Origin of the sequence: Paenibacillus aurantius (assembly GCF_032268605.1) — a bacterium.
GTDB classification, from domain to species: Bacteria; Bacillota; Bacilli; order Paenibacillales; family NBRC-103111; genus Paenibacillus_AO; species Paenibacillus_AO aurantius.
Genome location: NZ_CP130318.1, coordinates 4,213,236 through 4,233,895, shown reverse-complemented (window position 1 = coordinate 4,233,895; position 20,660 = coordinate 4,213,236). Strand labels below are relative to the sequence as shown.

The window sequence follows — 20,660 nt, the reverse complement described above, 5'->3', positions numbered from 1 at the left end:
GGGGGAGAACGATGGGGAACGTGACAATCGAGACGATCACCTATGGAAGATGGGGGAGGGCAGTCAGGCTGACGAACGGAGTCTTGGAGCTCGTAGCGAGTCTGGACTTCGGCCCTAGAATCATCCGCTTCGGCTTTGTCGACGGGCCGAATTTCTTTATGGAGGACGCGGAGGAGGCCATTGTCCAGCAAGGGGACCGCTTCGCGCCGGTAGGCGGAGGAGCCTGGAAAATTTACGGCGGCCACCGGCTTTGGACCAGTCCGGAGGCTGTGCCCCGGAGCACTTACCCGGATAACGATCCGGTCGAATGGAAGGAAATCGAGAACGGTATCGTGCTGACCCCTCCCGAAGAAAGATGGACGCAGCTTCAGAAGGAGATCGAAGTCCGAATGGAGCCGGCTTCGGGCGAAGTAACCGTTGTTCATCGCGTCACCAACCGGGGGGCGTGGCCGGTCGAGTTCGCCCCTTGGGCACTATCGGTTATGGGTACCGGCGGCATGGCGGTCATCCCGCAGGCCAAGCGCGAGACAGGCCTCCTGGCCAACCGAGTGCTAGCCGTCTGGCCGTACAGCCGGATGAATGACGAGCGCGTGTATTGGGGAGAACGGTATATCGTGCTGAAGCAGGGCAACGGGCCGACTCCTTTCAAGATCGGAACCAACAACGAAGAGGGATGGGCCGGTTATTTCAACCACAACAGCTTGTTCTTGAAGAAATACAAGCACGAACGGGAAGGCTGCTATCCGGATTACGGGGTTTCCTTCGAATCGTATGTGTGCGATCACTTTCTGGAGCTGGAGTCGCTGGGCGAGCTCCGCACCGTGCAGCCGGGGCAAACCGCGGTTCATGAAGAAGCCTGGAGCCTGATCGCGGATGTGGCCGCGCCGTCGCCGTCTGACGAGAAGGAGCTGGACCGTCTGCTGGAGCGTTACCGGTAATAAGGTTCCGGCGTTCTAGGAATAGTAAGGGAACGGGGGATGCCCGTTCCCTTTGGCTGTTCTCCCGGTTGTGAAATGCTTTTCATGTATTCGCTTACATAGGATTAAATAAGCCGAGGGGCTTCTTTTCCTCTTTTGCTATGCATAAAAGAATGTTAAGATTAAATAGTTGAAGACCTATATAGACCATCGGGTTGGAAGGATTATACTGAGGGGGGCAAGGCGTTGCTTAAAAGAACCTTGATTGGCTTGCTTCGCAGCCATGAGACCACAGGAGAGAAAGCCAAGGATCCTGCTTTGAGAACAAGGCACTACAAGCTTTCCAAGGACAAGCTCTGGGAAGAAGTGACCACCATCCTTAAGAAGCTCAGCGGCTACAAGGTGCTGCATGAGGTTAAGAACGTCGGCGAGATTGTCGTGGAGAAACGCACCATGAGCGGACGAAAACAGGACATCACGCTTACCCTGTTCGGAATTAACCCGCTGGAATCCGCTGTTGACATTTACTCCGCATCCCGCGGCTCCCTGGGGGACCTGGGCTCGAACTACCGGACCATACTGGAGATCTACCGGCACCTGGACAAACGTCTGGCCCCCTATAAAAAGAACAACTAATGAAAGTGCATAGGAATAAGCCCTTTCGGATGCCGTCCGGCTCCTGAAAGGGCTTATTTGTTTAGGCGGGCAGAGCCCGAAGGTCCCCGGCCTGGGTAACTATGTATTACACTAGCTTCTTAACCGCTTCAATGGCCGCTTCATAGTTCGGATGATCGGTCATTTCGCTCAAGTATTCCACGTATTGAACTTTGTTGTTTTCGTCGATAACGAAAATGGAGCGCATCAGCAGGCGAAGCTCTTCAATGACGACGCCGTAAGCTTGTCCGAAGCTGAGGTTTTTGTAGTCGGAGAGGGTAACCACACGGTCCACTCCGGCTGCTCCGCACCAGCGGGCTTGAGCCATCGGCAGGTCGTTGGAGATCGTCAGAACCACGACTTTGTCGCCAAGCTTGGAAGCTTCTTCGTTGAAGCGGCGGGTTTGGGCATCGCAAACGCCGGTGTCCAGGGAAGGAACGACGCTGATCAGCTTAACCTTGCCTTCGAAATCTTTAAGAGACGCCGTTTCCATGAGGTTCTTATTCACAGTAAAGTCGGGGGCTTGGTCGCCCACTTTCACCTGATTGCCGACCAAGGTAATCGGATTTCCTTTCAGTGTTGCTTGAGCCATGGTTTCCGGTTCCTCCTTTAAGGATATAGATGGTGTTTTGACACATCTTATTATAAACTGTTGGAAATGGGATTGTCCAATTGAGAAGGGGTTATAGAGTGGAGCTAAGACAATTGCATTACTTCATCAAAGTAGCCCGCAAGCAGCATGTGACCCAGGCTTCGGAGGAGCTCCATGTCGCCCAATCGGCGGTCAGCCGGCAGATACACCAGCTCGAGGAGGAGCTAGGGGTGACGCTATTCGTCCAGAAGGGCCGCAACCTTCAGCTGACCCCCGTAGGAAAGCTGTTTCTTAAGAGGGTGGAAGGCATCATGAATGACTTGGAACGGGCGGTCGGAGAAGTGCACGAGTTTTTGGATCCTGCCATGGGAGAGATCCGGATCGGCTTTCCCCATACGCTCGGCATCAACCTGCTTCCGACCGTCGTGGCGGAATTCCGTAAAAACCATCCGAATGTGAAGTTCCGTCTCCGGCAGGGGACTTTTAACAGCCTGGTTAAGGATGTTATCAACCGGGAGATCGATCTGTCGTTCGTCTCGCCGTTTCCCGAGATCCATGATTACGTGGCCGGTGAGCTCCTGATGGAAGAGGAGCTGCTCGCCATCCTGCCTGCCCAGCACCCGTTGGCGGGGGAGGAGATGATTCGGCTGGAGCAGCTTAGGGAAGACCCGTTTGTTATGTTCAGTGAAGCCTATTCGCTTCGCTCAATCGTTCTAGCAGCCTGCAAGAAGGCCGGTTTTATTCCGAAGATCGGATTCGAAGGGGAAGAAACGGATACGATACGCGGCCTGGTGGCGGCCGGCATGGGGGTTGGCCTGCTGCCCGAGATGGCCCTGCTTGAAATTTCGCCGCTTCAGCCGGCCATGGTGAAAGTTTCGGAGCCCCGGGTAACTCGTACCGTGGGGCTTGTGCGGCGTAAGGACGAGAAGCTTCCGCCTGTAGCGGAAGGCTTCCGCCAGTTTCTCCTTGACTATTTCCGCAGCCGCTGAAGGACGCCGAGTTTCCTGACAAGTGTTTCCCCAGCCGCCGGCTGGGAATAAGAAAAGAGCCATTCCGCTTTTCGGCGGGATGGCTCTTTTGAGTGATGCCAAGCATAATCGCTTTGCAGGATTATTCGTTGGAACGGCTGCCGCTGAAAATCATGATGAACTTCAGCAGCTGGAGAAGCGAAACGAGAGCGGCCGCTACATAGGTAAGGGCGGCGGCGTTAAGCACCTTGCTTACTCCGCGGCTTTCGTCACCGGAGATGAAGCCTTCGGTGACCATAAGCTGCTTGGCCCGGTTGCTGGCGTTGAATTCGACCGGCAGCGTGATGACCTGGAACAGAACGGCTACGGAGAAGAAGATGATGCCGAGCAGAATCAAATTAGAAATGCTCATCAGAAACCCGGCAATGAGCAGGAATGGAGCCACGCCGGAAGCAAAATTCACGACCGGGAAAATCTTGTGGCGGGCGACCAGCATCGGGTAATGCACTTTATGCTGGATGGCATGGCCCACTTCGTGGCAGGCGACGGAAATAGCCGATATGGAACTCTCGTAGTAAACCGGCTCGGACAGCCGAACGACCTTGTGGATCGGATCGTAGTGGTCCGTCAGGGCGCCGGGAGTCGGCTCGATCGGAATGTCATGAAGGCCGTTGTGATCCAGCATGCGGCGGGCCGCTTCGTATCCGGTCATCCCTGACATGGCCCTGACCTCGGACCACCGGTTAAAGGTTCCCCTCACCCGAAAAGAGGCCCACATCGACAAGCCGAAGGCAATCAGAATGAGAAAATCCATGGGGTGAAAGAACATTAGCGAAAACCTCCTGATATGAGATTAGAGAAGAGGTCCTTTCCCTAAAAGGAGCAAAATCGCCTCTATGCAGGCCGCGCTTTGGGGTGTCAGAATCTTTGACACGTACTTGAGCTGCTTGGGTTTAAGCTGCTCGATCATCGGTCCGAGCTCCTTGGCTTCCTTCTCCAGCTGGCGCATGCGCGCCTGGAGATCGGCCAGCTTGTTCGTAACCAGATCGTCGTGTCCGACGCGGTCCAGTTCCTTTAGGCTGTTTTTGATTTCTTCGAGGGTATACTTCTCTTTCTTCAAGGATTCAATACGTTTCAAACGAACCAAGGTTTCATCACTGTAATACCGGTAATTGGTGTCCGAGCGCTTCTCGGGTTCAATCAGACCAAGCTTGGTGTAATAGTCAATGGTCCGCTGACTTAGGTTGGACAGCTTCGACAGCTGGCCGATCCGGTAAAGCTTCACATCCCCAAGAACATCACGCCCTCTCCGCACTTGTTATTTCTTCATTATATGCCCCATTCTACTGAAATTAAACCATACAGTCAAACGGTACGCTTCGGCTCCTGAACCCTTGTCAACCGGCTGAAAGGGCTGTCAACCCATATGAGAAAATAATTATTCACGGAATTGTCACAAAGGTACCTAAACCTAGAACACGCTTGCAATGAGGCCAATGGTAGTAAATGATGGCAGGTTTAAATTTGTTATACTCGTTTCACAGCAGCCGCTAACTAACCAGAACCTTGGTCAGGCAGCTGAAGTCAGACATCAGGAGGTACATTGTGGAACAACGTAACAGAAAGAATTTTGCAGCGAAAGTAGCCATCGCCTTGACCTTGACTTTTACTGCGGCGGTTCCGGCCACCCTGGCTTTGCCGGCTGGACAAGCTCATGCTTATAGCGTCTCGAAAGCTAACAACGTTATTAAGATGGGGAACCGTTTTCTCGGTGTCCGTTACCAGTTCGGAGCACCGTCCGGGGTAACCAACCGTTTTGACTGCTCTTCCCTCACGCAGTATCTGTTTAAGAAGCAGGGAGTCTATCTCCCCCGCACTTCCAGCCAGCAGTCGAAAAAAGGGAAGTATGTCCCCATCAGCCAGCTGAAGAAGGGCGACCTGATCTTCTTTAAGGCATCGAAAACAAGCGGCAGCAGGGTGACCCACGTGGCCATCTATGCCGGTAACGGCAAGATGCTTCACACCTACGGCAAGCCGGGCGTTACCTATTCGTACTTCAACAGCTACTGGAAGGGACGTTACGTAACCTCCAAACGTTTCTTGTAGGAGTACGCACCCCTATTTAATAGAAGGAAGCCATGCAAAGGACCTGTAACAGGTCCTTTTTTTGTATGGATCAAAGGTAGTAGTGCTGGGATAGGCAGGCCGCTAGCTTAGTAAGAAGAGGTCCCAAACCGACAATTGTAACTTCCTATGTTAGATTTGTGTAATTCAACAAGGAAAATAAAATTTAATGTTGCATTATCTAACATGAGGTCATATAATTACTCCATACAAGATGTTATGTTATATATTATGACATTGGGGAGTGGTTATATTGATTAAGAAGTTATCCGCTGCTGTGCTGATGCTGACTCTGTTGTTCCCGACCATGGCCTTCGCGGCCGACGAGGCGACGAGTCCTCAGCTCCAGGCGGCTATTGACGCCGTGTGGGTCATGCTGGCCGCCATTCTGGTCATCTTCATGCAGGCAGGCTTCGCCCTTCTGGAAGCCGGCTCGACCCGAATGAAGAATGCCGGTCACGTTGCCGGTAAAACGATTCTGACCTTCGGCATTTGTGCCCTGGCTTTCTGGGCGGTAGGCTTTGGATTGGCCTTTGGCGAAGGCAACTCGTTCTTCGGCACAACCGGGTTCTTCGTTAATGGATTGGAAGAGCAGGCCAAAGCCGCATTCGGATCCCTTTCCTTCTCCGATGTTCCCATCGGAATAAAGTTCCTGTTCCAGCTGGCGTTCTGTGGTGTTTCCCTAGCCATTGCCTGGGGCGGATTTGCCGAAAGAGGAAAGCTTCCCGTTTACTTCTTGTTTGGCGTTCTTTACACGATCCTGATCTATCCGATCGTCGCTCACTGGGTATGGGGCGGCGGATGGCTCGCCGATCTTAAGATGCAGGATTTTGCCGGGTCGACCGTTGTTCACCTTCAGGGAGCGACCGCCGCTCTTGTTGCGACTCTGCTGCTTAAGCCGCGTATTGGCAAATACAACAAAGACCGCACTCCGAACCTGATCCCCGGTCATAACCAAGTATTCTCCGTTCTCGGCGTTATCATTCTGTGGATCGGCTGGTTCGGCTTCAACCCGGGCAGCACGCTGAGCGCCATGGGAGACGGCTTCTTCGGTTACATTGCCCTTACGACAAATCTGGCCGCCGCTGCCGGTGCGGTAGCCGCCTTGATCGTGTCCTGGATGTACTTCGGTAAGGCCGATATTCCCAGCATGCTGAACGGGGTTCTGGCCGCTCTGGTCGCCATTACCGCTGCCTGTGCTTTTGTTGAGCCTTGGGCCGCCGTCGTCATCGGTGCTCTGGCGGGAATCATTACCTTCTTCACGGCTCAATGGTTCGAGAAAGCCGGCGTGGACGATCCCATCTATGCTTTCTCCGTACATGGAATCGCCGGGATCTGGGGAACGCTGTCCACCGGCTTCTTCGCTACACCGGAGCTTGCCGAACGCGTAGGCGTCGGTAGTGCAGGCCTGTTCTACGGCGGGGGACTTCATCAGTTGGGGGTTCAAGCCCTTGGGGTATTCGGAGCGTTTGCCTTCGTCTTCATCCTCAGCTACATTATTCTTGGGCTGATGAAAGCCACTATCGGTCTTCGTGTTACGGAAGAGGAAGAAATCATTGGTCTCGACCTGAGCGAGCATGGAACCTACGGCTACCCCGAGCAAATGAAGAAAGCTTCGGAAGCTGCGGCAGGCGAGACGGCTGGAGCCAAAGCGGGCACAAGCGGAAGCCTGGTCGGATAATCCCAGCCTGATGATTCTTCAATCACCTTACTATTAGAAGGCGGGGATGCTGCTGTGAGAAGGGTTCGGCCGGAAGCCATCCGAGAGAGAATAAGCCGGGCGGAGCACTTCGCGGAACTGCTGGAGCTCCGGATGGAGCTCAGCGGCCCCCTCGCGGCTGTCCCTCCTCCTGAACAGACAGCTGCCTGGTACGGCGGGGTCAACGATCTTCACGATGCGGTGATCCGGCGAACGGTGCAGCTGGCGGAACAGCTGCTAAAGGAAGAAGGGATGGGGGCTGCCCCCGTCCCTTATGCTTTTGTTCTGTATGGAAGCGGGGCGCGCCGGGAGCAGACGCTGTGGAGCGATCAGGACAACGGGCTCCTGTACCAGAATCCTTCCCAAGGGGAAGAAGAAGCGGTGGAGGCCTATTTTGAGCGATTGGCTGCGGCGATTTCCGAGGGGCTTCAGGAGGCGGGGTATCCCCCCTGCGAGGGCGGGGTCATCTGCACCAACCCGCAGTGGAGAAAGCCTCTAAAGGCCTATCTGGAAATGCTTGCCGGCTGGGAGCAGGAGCTGACCTGGGAATCCGTCCGGTATCTTCTTATTTCCTCCGACCTGCGCTGCGTTTACGGGGATGAGAGGCTGTGCCGGGTCATTGTGGAGAAGCTTTTCGGGGAAGCCCGCCGGGATACGGTTCTGCTGGAGCGAATGCTTCATAATACGCTGCACCGCAAGACAGCCTCCGGCTTTTTCGGCCGGATCGTTACCGAAAGATATGGCGAGGACGCGGGCGGATTCGATGTTAAGTACGGGGCTTACATTCCGCTGGTCAACGGGATCCGTATGCTCGCCGTCTGCTTCGGGCTGACGGAAGCCTCGACCTTGGATCGGGTGAAAGCCCTGCATCGCATTCAGGCGATCGGCAGCGGGACGGCAGGTTATTGGCGGCAGGCTTTTCTGGAGGTGCTGCATGTCCGCGCCTTGGTTCCCCGCCGCGAGGAGAACGGTCTGTACCATAATCATCCGTATTTAAACCGAACCTTACTAACGGCAGAGGTGCAAAAGGAGCTTAAGCATGCTCTCGCCGTCGGCCGCAAGCTTCGTGCCGAAGTAAAGAAACAGGTGAAGCGGCAGACCAAGTCCTTGTTGAAGGAGGAGGAAGCCGGTTATGAAGCCGATTAGACCTACGGGGAAGCAGGGAATGTGGAACCTCTATAAGATGGGGGGGATCGCTCCGGCCTTCACGTCCATGTTCGACCCCCGAAGCGCGCAGCATATGGCTTTCATCCGCTCCATGATGAAGGAGCAGCGGAAGGAATCCATGTATGAGATCCGGCTGCAGGAAATGGAGGCGGTCGTCTTCGATTTGGAAACGACCGGTTTTTCTCCTTATCATGGAGATGAAATTATAGCGGTTGGGGCGGTGGCGGTTAAGGGAGGGGTCGTGCTGGAGGAGGAAACGTTCTACAGCACGGTCCAGTGCAGCCGAAAGATCCCCGAAGACGTGATCCGGCTGACCGGCATTACGAACGAAATGGCCGCTGCCTCGCCGGACCTGCTTGATGTGCTGAGCCGCTTTCTGGCCTTCGTCCACCGGCGGGTCCTGATTGCCCACGGAACCGGCCATGACAAGCCATTTCTCCGCTCCGCCCTGTGGAAAACGTCCAAAACGGCGCTCACTCACCGGATCGTGGATACGATGATGCTCGGCAAATGGCTTCATCCCGGGATGCCCCACTACGGGCTCGATATTCTTCTGGAGAAATACTCGATCCGGGCCGAAAACCGCCACCACGCCTTGGCGGATTCCCTAATGACGGCGCAGCTGTGGGCCGGGATGCTGGCGCTTATGGCCGAGAAGAATGTGCTGACCTTGGGCGACCTTTACGCCCATCTTAGTCAGCGATAAGCCGAATGGAATGCTCCCTGAAGACGAGGGGGCTTTTTTGTTGTCCAGAGGCCCCTTCCAGCCGGTACCCCTTCACCTCGGGAGTGTCCCGGTTACGGAGAGAAACGATCCAATACGCCGGGAAGGTCCATAGGCTGTCAGCATCGCTTGCAGAAGGGACGGCCGGCTCCGTCGGATGGGAATGATAAAGGCCGACCAGGGAACGGGCCTCCGTCCGGTCGGCATACAGGAATGCGATCCACGCTTCCGGGTCGGCGAGGAAGTGCAGGCGGGGGTCCCGGGACAGGTTGCGAAGCGGCTCCGCCGCGGAAACCTGCACGTCCCCGCCGTTCGGGCTGCCGAGCAGGAGGCCGCAGGCTTCTTGGGGCCATTCCTGTTGGCAATGGGCGATCACTTGAGCCAGGACGGTCGGTGTGGTCAGGATCAAGGGCGGTTCCTCCTTTTCTCCTTCTATTATAGCCCACGGCCGGAGGCCTCGTAACGTCTATGGTCAGCTCACCTGTTTATCCGGCTTGATGAGAAAGAATACCAGCCCGAGTGTAATAAGCGACAGGGACGACACCGTTATGAAGATAAGCCCGTGTGATTTGTCCATCATCCAGCCGAACAAGGGAGGGCCGGCGGCGACCCCGAGGAATCGCAGGCAGTTATACAGGGAGGTGATCATGCCCCGTTCCGATTTGGCGACGGCTCCCGTAATGATAGTGTTCAAGCAGGGAAGAATCAGCCCGGTCCCTATGCTGCTGACCGTTAGGAGGCCGATTAAGAGGTACAGGTTCTTAAAGAAGAAGATGGTCAGGCCGAGCGAGACCGTCATGAGAATGAGGCCGATGTTCATCAGCCAACGCATGAGGATCCCGTTCTTCTTGATCCGGCTGCCCGTGATATAGGCGGTAGCCACCATGCCCAGCAGAGGAATGGCAAGAATAAAGCCTTTGCGGATGCCGTCGATCGAATAGGGGGCTTCTTCCAGAATATTGGAAAGAAAGAACAACACCCCGAACAGGATAAACAAGGCAAGCGAACCGGCGAAGAACGACGTAATGAGCCAGCGGCCTTTTTTCTTAAGAACGGTGGATATGCGATGAAGGTACTCCCTCAGCTTGGGCGGCTCCTTATCCTTCTTCGGCTCCTTGATGAGGAAAATAACAGCCAGAATGGAGAGGACACAGAAGACCGGGAAGGCAAAAAAAGCCGCGTACCAGACGATTAGCGCCAGCAGGGAGCCGAGGATCGGACTCACCACTTTCCCGGTGCCGTTCGAAGCCTCCGTCAGACCAAGCGCCTTGCTCTCCGTCCCTCCCTTGTACATGTCGCCCACCAAAGCCATTGCAATGGGTGCCGTTCCGGCTGCTCCCAAGCCTTGAAGAGCACGGCCGATAATGACGATGGTGTAGGAGCCCCAAACCGCCCCGAAACCGGACAGGATCCCGGCTGCTCCGTAAAGAATAAGGGAAGGAATGATAACTTTTTTCCGGGTAAGGCGGTCGGACAAGTATCCGAATAGCGGAATAAACAAACCGGCTGTCACCGAGAAAAGCGTAATGACCATACTGCTTTGGGTTTTGGTGATGCCCATCTGCGTCATCATCTCCGGAAGAATGGGCACGAGCATGGAATTCCCGAGTACCATAACCAAAGGTATGGTGGCAATGGCGATGAACTCCCAAATTTGTCCCTTTCCCCCCGCATCCTTCCCTTTGCTCGCTTTTTTGCTTTTGGCTTGGGGCTCTTTGGGCTCCATGTCGCTTTCAAACCGGATTCGAAGCCGTTTCTCTTTGACGTTCTGCATATGGGGACTCCCTTCCGCAATGGTGTAACTAATATTCCCGCGCCTTCCGCCGTCCATACCCCTCCACCGTTCCCAAAAAGTTCATGGGACTGTCAGACGCGAAGGATGGAAATGCGGGAGCATTGGAGATATTATAGAAAGAACGGGTAACGATAACGAAAGGGACTGACGCGAGAGATGAAGAAGAATGTGCTGGTCATCTTGATCATTGGCCTCCTTGCCGGACTGGCCGTGTACCAGAACCTTTCGGCGAAGGAAGAGGCGGTGGTGCTGCCTTCCGAAACGGCCCCCAAACCGCAATTTCTGGCGCCAAGCTTTACCCTTACGGGCATGGACAATCAGTCTTATTCCGTAGGGGGGAAGAGGGAGAAACCCCTTCTTGTGAACTTCTGGGCGTCCTGGTGCGGTCCGTGCGAAGCGGAAGCCCCCGATTTGATGCGTATTTATGACAAGCTTAAAGACAAGCTGGACATCTATGCGGTGAACGTGACCAAAGGGGACAACTTGAAGGAAGTGAAGGAATTTCTGGACCAGTACCCCTATCCATTTCCGGTTCTGCTTGATAAGGAAGGGAAGGCTGCGGAGTTATACCAGGTTCAGGTGATCCCGACGAGCTTTCTCGTGGACCGCAACGGAGTCATTGTGGATGTGATCCACTATTTACCGGGCAAAGAGCTGGAGAAGAAATTAAAGGAATTCGCTGATTCTTAACGTTTCCATAAGCTCTGGTCCGCCAACGTTAAAAAAGCTGTCTAATCCATCCCGGTAAAGGGACGGTTAGACAGCTTTTTATTTAGGAAACGCAGGGGTTAGTGGTTAACAAGCCCGAGCCGTTCTCTTGGAGCCTCGGCGGACTGAGGGGAGCGGGTTTTGCCGATGAGGGCATACCGGATGCTGTCCACCAGGGCCTGCCAGCTTGCTTCAATGACATTCTCCGAGACGCCGACGGTGTTCCAGCTGTTGCTGAAGTCGGTGGACTCGATGAGCACGCGGACCTTGGCCGCCGTAGCATCCTTCTCGTTAATTACCCGGACCTTGTAATCGGACAGGTGCATATCGTCGATCTGCGGATAGAACTGGTACAGCGCCTTGCGAAGGGCGTTATCCAGCGCATTGACGGGGCCGTTGCCCTCCGCCGCGGTATAGACGGTCTCTCCATGAACCTTCACCTTAACGATGGCTTCGGAAACGACCGACCGGTCCTTCGTTTTCTCAACCAGAAGCTTGAAGGATTCGAGCGTGAAGATTTCCTCCAGGTCCCCGGAGGCTTCCCTCAGCATGAGCTCCAGGGAGGCGTCCGCCCCTTCGAATTGATAGCCCTGGTGCTCCAGCTCCTTGATCCGGTCGATCATGGCGCGCGTCTCCGTGTTCTCCATATTGAGGTTCAGGTTGAGTTCCTGGGCCTTGAACAAGAGGTTGCTCTGCCCGGCCAGCTCGGAAACAAGTACACGCTGCTTGTTGCCTACAAGCTCCGGCTGGATGTGCTCGTACGTTTTGGAATCCTTCAGGATCGCGGACACGTGTATCCCGCCCTTATGGGCGAAAGCGGCGTTTCCGACATAAGGCTGGTTGACCGGCATGTTGACGTTGGCGATCTCGCTTACGTAGCGGGCGGTCCCGGTCAAAAGCTTGAGCTGGTCGTCGGTTACGCAGGAGTAGCCGAGCTTAAGCTGCAGATTCGGCAGGATGGAGCAGAGGTTGGCGTTGCCGCACCTTTCTCCGTAGCCGTTAATGGTGCCCTGGATCTGGCGGGCGCCGGCCTGTACGGCGGCCAGCGTGTTAGCGACCGCGAGCTCGCAGTCGTTATGCGTATGGATGCCGATCGGTGTCGAGATCTGCTCCCGCACCCGCGAAACGATTTCGTGAATTTCGCCGGGGAGGGTCCCGCCGTTAGTATCGCACAGCACGACCCATGCGGCACCGGCTTCCTCGGCCTTCTTAAGCGCGGCGATGGCGTATTCGGAATTGTTCTTGTAGCCGTCGAAGAAATGCTCGGCGTCATAGATCGTCTCCATTCCCTTGCTGCTCAGGTAGCGGAACGAATCGTAAATCATGGCGAGGTTCTCTTCAAGGGTCGTCTGCAGGGCGGTATGAACATGGAAATCCCATGCCTTGCCGACGAGCGTGGCCGCCTGCACCCCCGATTCAATGATCCGGTTAAGGTTGGCATCCGATTCGGCGATGGCGCCCTTGCGACGGGTGCTCCCGAACGCCGTAATCTTGGCTTGGAGCTTCAGCTGCTTAACACGCTGGAAGAATTCGATATCCTTGCTGTTGCTGCCCGGATTTCCGCCTTCTATATAATGGACACCCAAGGTGTCCAGTTTAAGTGCGATTTTGATCTTATCCTCCGCCGACAGGCTGATGCCTTCTCCCTGGGTTCCGTCCCGGAGGGTCGTGTCAAAGACCGAGATGATAGTAGACATAGTTTCGTTCCTCCTAGCTCCAATTCCATTCCAAAAGATATTGTTTCATTATACCATATTCTCCGCCGGAGGACAGGGGATTTGTGGGGGAGTGGCAAGTCCGGGCTGTTTCCGCAGGAGAGGAGAGTTGACCTCTTGAAGGACGGAAGCTATGCTTTAGGGAATGAATACGAAGACGGAAGGAAACCGCGGGAAGGAGGACGGAGATGAACCGGTCGGCGGAAGGCTTTTATCCCAAAAAAGGGCGGGTTGTTCTACATATTGATATGAATGCTTTCTACTGCTCGGTGCATGAAGCGGTCGAGCCGGACAAGTACCGGGGCAAGGCGGTGGCCGTGGCGGGAAGCGTGGAGCTGCGCAAGGGCATCGTGGTGACTTCCTCCTATAAGGCAAGGGCCAGCGGAGTCCGGACGGGCATGCTGGTCAGCCAGGCGCTTAAGGCCTGTCCGGAGCTTATTCTGATCCAGCCGGATTTTCATCTCTACCGCCACTTTTCCCGCCGCTTCATGGACATTGTTGGGAATTACTCTCCCCAGATCGAGGCGATGTCCATAGACGAGTGCTTCGTGGATATTACCGGCTCGAAGCAGTTCGGAGCCCCGCTCGAAATAGCGGAAACCATTCAGACCCGGATCCGGAACGAGCTTGGATTGCCATGCTCCATCGGGGTAGCGCCCAACAAGCTTCTGGCGAAAATCGCCTCCGATATGAAAAAGCCTAACGGCATCTCGGTCCTCCGCCTTCGCGACGTTCCGCTCATTCTGTGGGATAAGCCGTGCGACACCATCTATGGCATCGGCGGAAAGACGGCGGAGAAGCTGCTGAAGCTGAACATCCGCACGGTCGGCGAGCTCGCCCATACCGGGGAAGCGCTGCTGACGCGCGAGTTCGGCGTGCTGGGCGCCTGGCTTAAACGGGCGGCGAACGGCCACGACGAATCGCCCGTTAATCCGGTCCGCGAGCCCAGCAAGTCCGTCGGGCACACGACGACGCTTCCGAGCAATTTTACCGATCCGGCGGATATTCAGCGGGTCTTCCTTAACCTGGCGGACCAGGTGGCGAGAAGAGCGAGGAGGCAGGGGCTTGTCGGCAGCACCATCCAGATTACCATCCGGGATCCGGACATGCGGACGATTACCCGCTCCTGCACGGTTCCCGTGCCGACGGAGAACTATGAAGACCTGTATCGGGAGGCCTGCCGGCTGTTCGAAGCGAATTGGCAGGCCGGGAAGCCGGTCCGCCTGCTCGGCATCACGCTTCAGAATCTGCAGCCGAAGGCCGAGTCGGCCATTCAGCTCGATCTGTTCAGCTACGAGCAGCAGCCGAAGAAGGAGAGCCTGACCCAGGCGATGGACCGCATCCGCGATAAGTTTGGCGAAAGCGCCATTCTGACCGCCGGCATGATCGGCAGCGATCCTTCGTCGCTGATCCGCAATCACAAGGTTAGAGGAACCTCTCTGCAAATGGATCATTTAAAGGCTGCCAAGAGCGATTCGGGCGAATAGTTTGACAGGGTTGCACGAACAATAAGGGCGCTCGTAAGGAATTGAACTTTATAGGCTTTTGTATTATAGTTACTTTGAGGAAATTATTGAGGAGGAAACTATCACATGGCAAAGTATACTTGGGTAGACAAGGAAACCTGTATCGCCTGCGGTGCTTGCGGCGCTACGGCACCTGACATTTACGATTACGACGATGAGGGTCTGGCCGAGACGATCTATGAAGGAGACGGCAACAAAGGGAACACCGAAATTCCGGAAGACCTTTATGACGATCTTCAAGACGCTCAAGACGGATGCCCAACGGATTCCATCAAAGTAGCCGACGCTCCGTTCAACAACTAATCAGACGGACCATCCTCTTATAACAAGACAAGCTCCTGCCTCCCTGGCTACAGGGAGGAGGAGCTTTTTTTGATAGGAAATGGTAGTCAGGATGGGGGTTACCGGGGCTTTCTTCTTTCCTTCAAGCCGCCGCCAGGCGGTTCGGGGGTGCCAAGCGCTCCGGTCACTTCATATAAAGGAAACGCGGACGTTTTGCCTTTTAATGTCCTCTCTCCGACGGAGAGGTATTCGAAATAATCAAGCGTGCGCACCCGGGTTGCTTCCGAGACGAGAATCTGGTTGGCCGCCGCCTGCGACTCAATACGGGCCGCCAGGTTCACATTATCCCCAATCGCCGTATAATCGACTCTCACGGAAGAGCCGATGTTTCCGACGACAACCTCTCCGGTATGAATGCCGATCCCCACGCTGATGGTGACTCCGTACAGCTCCTTTACCTCGGCTCGAACCTTTTCCATTCCCTGCTGAATGTCATAAGCGGTCCGGACGGCATGGTATTCATGATAGGGAACATCCAGAGGGGCGTTATAAAGAATCATGGCCGCGTCGCCGATAAATTTATCAATGGTGCCGTGGTGGGCATGCGCCTTCTCCGTGATCAAATCGAACATCCGGTTGAGAAAGCCGACGACTTCTTCGGGCCTTAGCTTCTCGGACAGAGCCGTAAACCCTCTCACATCCAGGAACAGAATGGTCAGCACTTTATTCACGCCGCCCACTCCGATGGCTTGATCGCTTCCGGCAATTTCCTTCACGACTTCGGGGGACAGGTACCGGCCGAACTGCTGAACGATGTGCTGCTTGTGCCTGGATTCCTGATAAACCTGTACGGACAAGTTCACCAAATAAGCCAGAAGCATAGCGGTTAACGGATAGACGGCATCTACGAAATACCCGGCTGAGAAAGCGGCATATTGGGCGGCAAGGGCGAGAAGGGCAAGGAGCAGGAGGAAGCCAGCTCCTGCTGCAGGCCGGGTTCTCCGCGTAAGCCACCAGCCGGCGGCGAGGAACAGGAACAGCAGAGGCAGGGAAAGGCGGGCTTCCGCTTCTTTCAATAAACGACCCTGCATAAGCTGGTTGATGATGTTCGCTTGAGCGTACACCAGCTTGGTTCTTCCTTCGACAGGCGTCATTCCGTCATCGTTCTCAAAGCCGGAAGCGGTAAAGCCCACGAGCACGATGCGGTCCTTCAGGTTGTAGCTGCCCGTTTGAACCTTGGAGAAAGGAATGTACTGGATATCCTCCGACAGCAGGTCGTAACGGATGGGCATGGAGTAAGGAAACCGTTTCGTGACGGACCGGGTATCCACCCCAGCCATTTCGGCGGCTTTCAATGCAAGCGAAGGGAACAAGCCGGAGGGAGTCCGGATTTGCAGGTACGTCCGGCGGATCACGCCGTCTCCATCCACGGCGGCATTAAGATGAGCGGGTTGGGAGGCTTTGCCGAACAGGTCCAAAGGCAGATTCATCCGTTTGGCGGCCGGCGCCTGGTTCCGGTTCTGTTTGGCAAGACTCCCGTTCGCCACATCGTTGTAGCTTCCTTCAAAGACAGCCTGGCCCGGCAGGACAATGTTCCGATGCTTCTCGAGCTCTTCCGCCAGGCTCCGGTCGCTGTCCGGGTCGCCTTTTTCACTGAAGAGGATGTCGAACGCAATGACTTTGGCTCCGGCATTTTCGAGCTTCTGAAGCAGGGGGATATAGGCTGTACGGTCCCAGGGCCAACTTCCTATCTCCTTCAGGGACTGGTCATCGATGCCTACGACAACGATGTCATGATGGTACCGGTGATCCATGGTCATCCGCATATGGAAATCATAGAGGGACAGCTTAAGCGCATTCAAGGAATCCGTCAGCAGGAGAAGCAGAACGGCGAGTACCATAACGGCATTGGCAGGGACGGCGGTTTTTAACAGAGTCTTTCTCATGGCTTCCCTACTTTTATCCCATTTTATGAATCTAGGAAAACAATAATACAAAAACCGGCCAGCGACAATATAGGAACAAAGAATCACGCGTAAAAAGTCGAAAGACGGAAGGGGGAAGCTATCCGTTCCTAGGAAACTGGAATTGCAGTCCTCTTATGAGAGAATTACAATGATAGAAAGATAGGGAAAAACAGGAAGGGGAAGACAAATGATAGAATCGATTAGCTCGCTAAGGCGAGGGGGCCGGAAAGGGGCCGGGCTGCTACTCAGTCTGCTTCTTCTGGTTGGGCTCTGTCCCGGGCTCGGGACCGGCATAGCGGCGGCCAAATCGGGAAGGGTAGCCGTGGTAACCGAGGTGGGCGGTGAGGCAACCGTGAAGAGCGCGGGGGGTTCGCGTGCCTACGAGGTCTATGTGGATATGGGCTTGAACCAGGGCGATTACATAAGGACCGGGGACCATTCCTACGTTTCGATCAAGCTGCAGGACACAGGCTCTGAATTTACCATTGACGCGAATTCGGAAGTGTACCTGTCGGAGCTCGCCAAGAAAGGCTCCGGCAAAACGAGCAAGATCCGGATGTGGGCCGGCGCCATCTGGTCCAAAATCCAGCATCTGACGGGGACCGACGAGATGGAGATTGAAACCTCAAGCGCCGTCATGGGGGTACGGGGCACTCATTGGTTCGTCCGTGCGAACCCGTCAACGGAGGAGACCTACGTGACCGCGGCCTCCGGTTTGGTAACCGTGAAGGACCGTTCGACCGGAAGCCAAGTGCTGCTTCTTCCGACCCAGCAAATCACCGTTGGCCCCAGGGGCGAGGTGGAGGACTTGGACCCGAAAGTGACGATTGTGGACGTATCCGAACTGGTTCGCTATTCGTCTCCGGAAGTTATCGAAAGAATCCTCCGGAACAAGCAGGATATCGACAAGGAGCTGGAGGAACAGAAGAAGACGCTGGAGAAGCAGCTGGCGAACGGAGGAACCGCGGTCAAAGAGGGGGCGGCTTCTCCCTTGCAAACGGAAACGCCGGAGAAGCTGAAAAGCGTATTTAGCAATTTCGATCAGATGGTGGGAAATATCGTCAAGGAAGGGCTCGACCAAGGAAAAATGAGCGCCTCCGAGGTAAACCGCCTGCTACAAGAAATGAAGGAGCAGGCGGGCGGCGAAGTCCTGAACCTGTCGGAGGTAAAGACTATCGACCGTTCGGCCGGTGTTTCAGACGAGATGAAGCGGCTGCAAGCCAAGCTTTTCCCTGAGCTGGAGGAGCAGAAGGAGAAGCTTATTCAGAAGCAGGAGCAGACCATACTGGATGCCCTGCTGCGGATCGGGCGTGAAGCCTACGGGGCCCTAGCAGAGAAGAGAGAGCGGCTCCATCAGGCGAACGAGCAGTACGAGAAGGAACAGGCGGAGAAAGCCAAGCTCGCTTACCTAAGCCAGCTTAGCGGCCAGGAGCGGGAGGACTTTCTGGAGAGGGCGAGGAAGGCGGAGGGAGGGCTGGTTCCCGTGCCGGGGACCGGCGGCGGAAACGTACCGGGGCCTACCCCCGGGCCATCGTCCGCTCCAACGCCAACGGGAACACCCGAAAGGACACCGGTCGAGACTCCATCTCCAACGCCTGCTCCAACGGCGAGCGCAGGCCCGGGAGGTAGTCCGGGAAGCAGTCCGGGTAGCAGCGCCGCTCCTACCCCGACCGCAACCCCGGCACCGACGGAGGCTCCGGCTCCCCAATTGACGGCAGCCCTGAACCTTCTTCCTGGGACTGTGAATGGGGAAGATTACCGGCAAGCTTACCTGGACATCACCGTCCAGAACGTCCCCGCCTTTTACGGCGTTCAGGTGGAGCTTGACCTGTCATCCCGCTTTATCAAGGCCGATTCAGCCACAACGAGCGAGCTTCTGCCTTCCTCACGGCTCGAATCGCTGATTTTCCGGGAACGGTCCGGCAGCCGGCAGCAGCTGATCTATGCGGCGGCTGCTTATACGGCAGGGGAATATGCCGACCTGCCGGCCTCCGCGGCTCAGAAGAGACTCCTTCGTCTTCCTCTGCTAGTAGATCCTGCACTCTTAACTGGCGAAGACATGCGCTTTCTGGTGTCGAAATTCAAATGGGTGAACAGCCGGGGAGAAGCGGTTTGGGTCTCGTCCGGTACAACCGAATATACAGCCGTAGTCCGGACGGATGCTAACTAACTTATTGACGTAAGGAGAAGCGTATGAAAAAAATGACTGCTTGGCCCCTGCTTTCCCTTGCCGTTTCCCTTTGGCTTATCCCGGTGCCGGCCGTATCCGCTATGGATGCCGGGAATTCCCCCGTCCTCGGCGAGAAAGGACGAATTCTTAGCGAGCTGGCGACGTATGCTGGCACCGGTGACTTCGCACTTCAGGACGGCCCGCTTGCCGAGGCTTCCTTCCGGGAGCCGGGCTCGGTGCTCGTCCTTTCCGACGGAAGCGAAATCGTGTCGGATACCCGAAGCCAAGTCATCCGGCGGATCCAGGAAGGGAAAGTGAGCACGCTCGCCGGCGTGACCGTCGAAAAGGACAGCAGAGGCTTTCCGGTGGGAGGCCTGCTCGACGGCCCGTCCGGCGCCTCACTCTTCCGCGAACCGGAAGGGCTCGCTGCCGATGCGTCAGGCCGGCTGTATGTGGCGGATCCGGGCAATCACGCCGTTCGGGTCGTTCGTCCGGATGGAACGGTCTCCACCTTGGCCGGTAACGGGCAGGCAGGCCTTTCCGACGGAATCGGCGTGGAGGCCCGTTTCAACCATCCGAGAGACGTCGCCGTGACCGCGGACGGAGTGGTCTATGTGGCGGATACGCTCAATCATGCCATCCGGCGGATCGATCCTTCCGGTAAGGTGACGACCTTGAACCACCCCTCCTCCCGTGTTGTCGAAGCGGTCCCCGGTAAGCCCCAGTTTGCCGGAAATTACCGGGACGGGCGTCTCGACCAGGCGGAGTTCAACGAGCCGTCCGGCCTTGTTCTCGATGCGAAAGGGAACCTGTATGTGAGCGATACGGGGAATCAGCGCATTCGTTACATCGACTTCCGCACCGGAACCGTTACAACGGCGGCTGGGGGCGGGACCGGCGGCTCCCGTTCCCTCTACGGGAAGGACGCGCTTTACGCCGAGGGGGATTTTGCCGACGGCCCCGCCGGCAACGCGAAATTTCATTCTCCCCGCGGACTCGCCTTGGATGCAGCCGGTGCGCTTCTTATTGCGGACAGCCTGAATCATTCCATCCGGCGTCTCGCCGACGGAAGGGTCACCACGATAGCGGGGGAGAGAGAGCAGTTCGTAGGGGAGCTCGACGGGATCGAAGAGAGCGGAGAGCTTCATCTTCCGGCGGATGTGGCGGTTAGACCGGACGGAAGCCTGTTGGTAGCCGATTCCTACAACAATAAGCTGCGTCAAATCACCTATTATTCTCTGCCGGCGGCAGGTGCAGGAAGTTCATCTTTACGGATAGCCGTGGGAGAGAAGACGCTATCCCTCGAGGCGGAGCCTGAGCTTACGGACGGCCGTACGATGGTGCCGGTAAGGCAGGTAGCGGAGAGCCTCGGTTACCGGGTCGACTATCTGCACGATGGCCGGCGTGTGCGCTTGACCCGCGGCAGTCGGTCTCTTGAGTTCGCAATCGGCCAAAAGGCCATCTCGGTTCAGGAAGGGGATAGCCCAAAGGAAATCCATACCATGGACACGGCGCCTTATCTCAGCAAGGACCGGACCTTTGTCCCGGTCCGGTTCTTTGCGGAAGAAGCGGGATTCGATGTCCAGTGGCTTGGGCCGGAGAAGCTTGTCATCATCCGCGATCCGTACGGGATGATGCCTAGATAGAAGGGC

The 20,660-nt window shown here is 56.0% G+C and carries 19 protein-coding genes; 12 read left to right on the top strand and 7 right to left on the bottom strand.

What is annotated here, in order from left to right; translation table 11 throughout:
- The first annotated feature begins 11 nt into the window (after positions 1-11).
- Both MJA45_RS19200 and MJA45_RS19195 read left to right on the top strand, forming a co-directional pair.
- On the top strand, positions 12-938 hold the full coding sequence (locus tag MJA45_RS19200; RefSeq protein ID WP_315603512.1) for a hypothetical protein: 927 nt from the start codon (positions 12-14) through the stop codon (positions 936-938).
- A gap of 225 nt (positions 939-1,163) precedes the next feature.
- Positions 1,164-1,553 carry a DUF1499 domain-containing protein gene (locus MJA45_RS19195; RefSeq protein WP_315603511.1) on the top strand — a complete coding sequence of 130 codons (390 nt, stop codon included), beginning with the start codon at positions 1,164-1,166 and terminating at the stop codon, positions 1,551-1,553.
- Positions 1,554-1,659: 106 nt separating this feature from the next.
- On the opposite strand, the gene tpx is transcribed toward MJA45_RS19195, so the two are convergent.
- Complete coding sequence (tpx, locus tag MJA45_RS19190) at positions 1,660-2,163, bottom strand: thiol peroxidase (RefSeq protein ID WP_315603510.1); 504 nt, start codon at positions 2,161-2,163, stop codon at positions 1,660-1,662.
- Positions 2,164-2,261: 98 nt separating this feature from the next.
- On the opposite strand from tpx, the gene MJA45_RS19185 reads away from it, so the two are divergent.
- Positions 2,262-3,152 (top strand): glutamate biosynthesis transcriptional regulator GltC, encoded by an 891-nt coding sequence (locus MJA45_RS19185; RefSeq protein WP_315603509.1) that lies wholly within the window; start codon positions 2,262-2,264, stop codon positions 3,150-3,152.
- Between the two features lie 121 nt (positions 3,153-3,273).
- On the opposite strand, the gene MJA45_RS19180 is transcribed toward MJA45_RS19185, so the two are convergent.
- Both MJA45_RS19180 and MJA45_RS19175 read right to left on the bottom strand, forming a co-directional pair.
- Positions 3,274-3,960 (bottom strand): zinc metallopeptidase, encoded by a 687-nt coding sequence (locus MJA45_RS19180; protein ID WP_315603508.1) that lies wholly within the window; start codon positions 3,958-3,960, stop codon positions 3,274-3,276.
- Positions 3,961-3,984: 24 nt separating this feature from the next.
- Complete coding sequence (locus MJA45_RS19175) at positions 3,985-4,416, bottom strand: MerR family transcriptional regulator (RefSeq protein ID WP_315608062.1); 432 nt, start codon at positions 4,414-4,416, stop codon at positions 3,985-3,987.
- A 320-nt stretch (positions 4,417-4,736) separates the two neighbouring features.
- Here MJA45_RS19175 and MJA45_RS19170 point away from each other — a divergent pair, with 320 nt between their 5' ends.
- The 4 genes from MJA45_RS19170 to MJA45_RS19155 all read left to right on the top strand — a co-directional run bounded on the left by MJA45_RS19170 (position 4,737) and on the right by MJA45_RS19155 (position 8,827).
- Complete coding sequence (locus MJA45_RS19170) at positions 4,737-5,237, top strand: C40 family peptidase (RefSeq protein WP_315603507.1); 501 nt, start codon at positions 4,737-4,739, stop codon at positions 5,235-5,237.
- Positions 5,238-5,538: 301 nt separating this feature from the next.
- Positions 5,539-6,936: an ammonium transporter gene (locus MJA45_RS19165; protein ID WP_407083166.1), complete on the top strand. Its 1,398-nt coding sequence runs from the start codon at positions 5,539-5,541 to the stop codon at positions 6,934-6,936.
- A 54-nt stretch (positions 6,937-6,990) separates the two neighbouring features.
- Complete coding sequence (locus MJA45_RS19160) at positions 6,991-8,100, top strand: DUF294 nucleotidyltransferase-like domain-containing protein (protein ID WP_315603506.1); 1,110 nt, start codon at positions 6,991-6,993, stop codon at positions 8,098-8,100.
- Positions 8,087-8,827 (top strand): exonuclease domain-containing protein, encoded by a 741-nt coding sequence (locus tag MJA45_RS19155; protein ID WP_315603505.1) that lies wholly within the window; start codon positions 8,087-8,089, stop codon positions 8,825-8,827. Before MJA45_RS19160 ends, MJA45_RS19155 begins: the two co-directional genes overlap by 14 nt.
- Here the strand turns inward: MJA45_RS19155 and MJA45_RS19150 are convergent.
- Both MJA45_RS19150 and MJA45_RS19145 read right to left on the bottom strand, forming a co-directional pair.
- A complete protein-coding gene (locus MJA45_RS19150) occupies positions 8,814-9,254 on the bottom strand; it encodes a M67 family metallopeptidase (RefSeq protein WP_315603504.1) in 441 nt (146 codons plus the stop codon). The genes MJA45_RS19155 and MJA45_RS19150 overlap by 14 nt on opposite strands.
- 63 nt (positions 9,255-9,317) lie before the next feature.
- On the bottom strand, positions 9,318-10,619 hold the full coding sequence (locus tag MJA45_RS19145) for an MFS transporter (protein WP_315603503.1): 1,302 nt from the start codon (positions 10,617-10,619) through the stop codon (positions 9,318-9,320).
- Positions 10,620-10,796: 177 nt separating this feature from the next.
- On the opposite strand from MJA45_RS19145, the gene MJA45_RS19140 reads away from it, so the two are divergent.
- Positions 10,797-11,330, top strand: a complete 534-nt coding sequence (locus tag MJA45_RS19140) for a TlpA disulfide reductase family protein (RefSeq protein ID WP_315603502.1) — start codon at positions 10,797-10,799, stop codon at positions 11,328-11,330.
- Between the two features lie 98 nt (positions 11,331-11,428).
- Here MJA45_RS19140 and cimA read toward each other — a convergent pair whose 3' ends face one another.
- Positions 11,429-13,045 carry a citramalate synthase gene (gene cimA, locus MJA45_RS19135; protein ID WP_315603501.1) on the bottom strand — a complete coding sequence of 539 codons (1,617 nt, stop codon included), beginning with the start codon at positions 13,043-13,045 and terminating at the stop codon, positions 11,429-11,431.
- Positions 13,046-13,251: 206 nt separating this feature from the next.
- Here cimA and MJA45_RS19130 point away from each other — a divergent pair, with 206 nt between their 5' ends.
- Together MJA45_RS19130 and MJA45_RS19125 are read left to right on the top strand one after the other, a co-directional pair.
- Positions 13,252-14,550 carry a DNA polymerase IV gene (locus MJA45_RS19130; protein WP_315603500.1) on the top strand — a complete coding sequence of 433 codons (1,299 nt, stop codon included), beginning with the start codon at positions 13,252-13,254 and terminating at the stop codon, positions 14,548-14,550.
- 105 nt (positions 14,551-14,655) lie between these two features.
- Complete coding sequence (locus MJA45_RS19125; protein WP_315603499.1) at positions 14,656-14,892, top strand: ferredoxin; 237 nt, start codon at positions 14,656-14,658, stop codon at positions 14,890-14,892.
- A gap of 98 nt (positions 14,893-14,990) precedes the next feature.
- Here the strand turns inward: MJA45_RS19125 and MJA45_RS19120 are convergent, their stop codons facing one another.
- Complete coding sequence (locus MJA45_RS19120) at positions 14,991-16,817, bottom strand: CHASE2 domain-containing protein (RefSeq protein ID WP_315603498.1); 1,827 nt, start codon at positions 16,815-16,817, stop codon at positions 14,991-14,993.
- A gap of 208 nt (positions 16,818-17,025) precedes the next feature.
- Between MJA45_RS19120 and MJA45_RS19115 the strand changes: the two genes are divergently transcribed.
- A complete protein-coding gene (locus MJA45_RS19115; protein WP_315603497.1) occupies positions 17,026-19,008 on the top strand; it encodes a FecR family protein in 1,983 nt (660 codons plus the stop codon).
- A gap of 23 nt (positions 19,009-19,031) precedes the next feature.
- Positions 19,032-20,654 carry a stalk domain-containing protein gene (locus MJA45_RS19110; protein WP_315603496.1) on the top strand — a complete coding sequence of 541 codons (1,623 nt, stop codon included), beginning with the start codon at positions 19,032-19,034 and terminating at the stop codon, positions 20,652-20,654.
- The last annotated feature ends 6 nt before the right edge of the window (positions 20,655-20,660 follow it).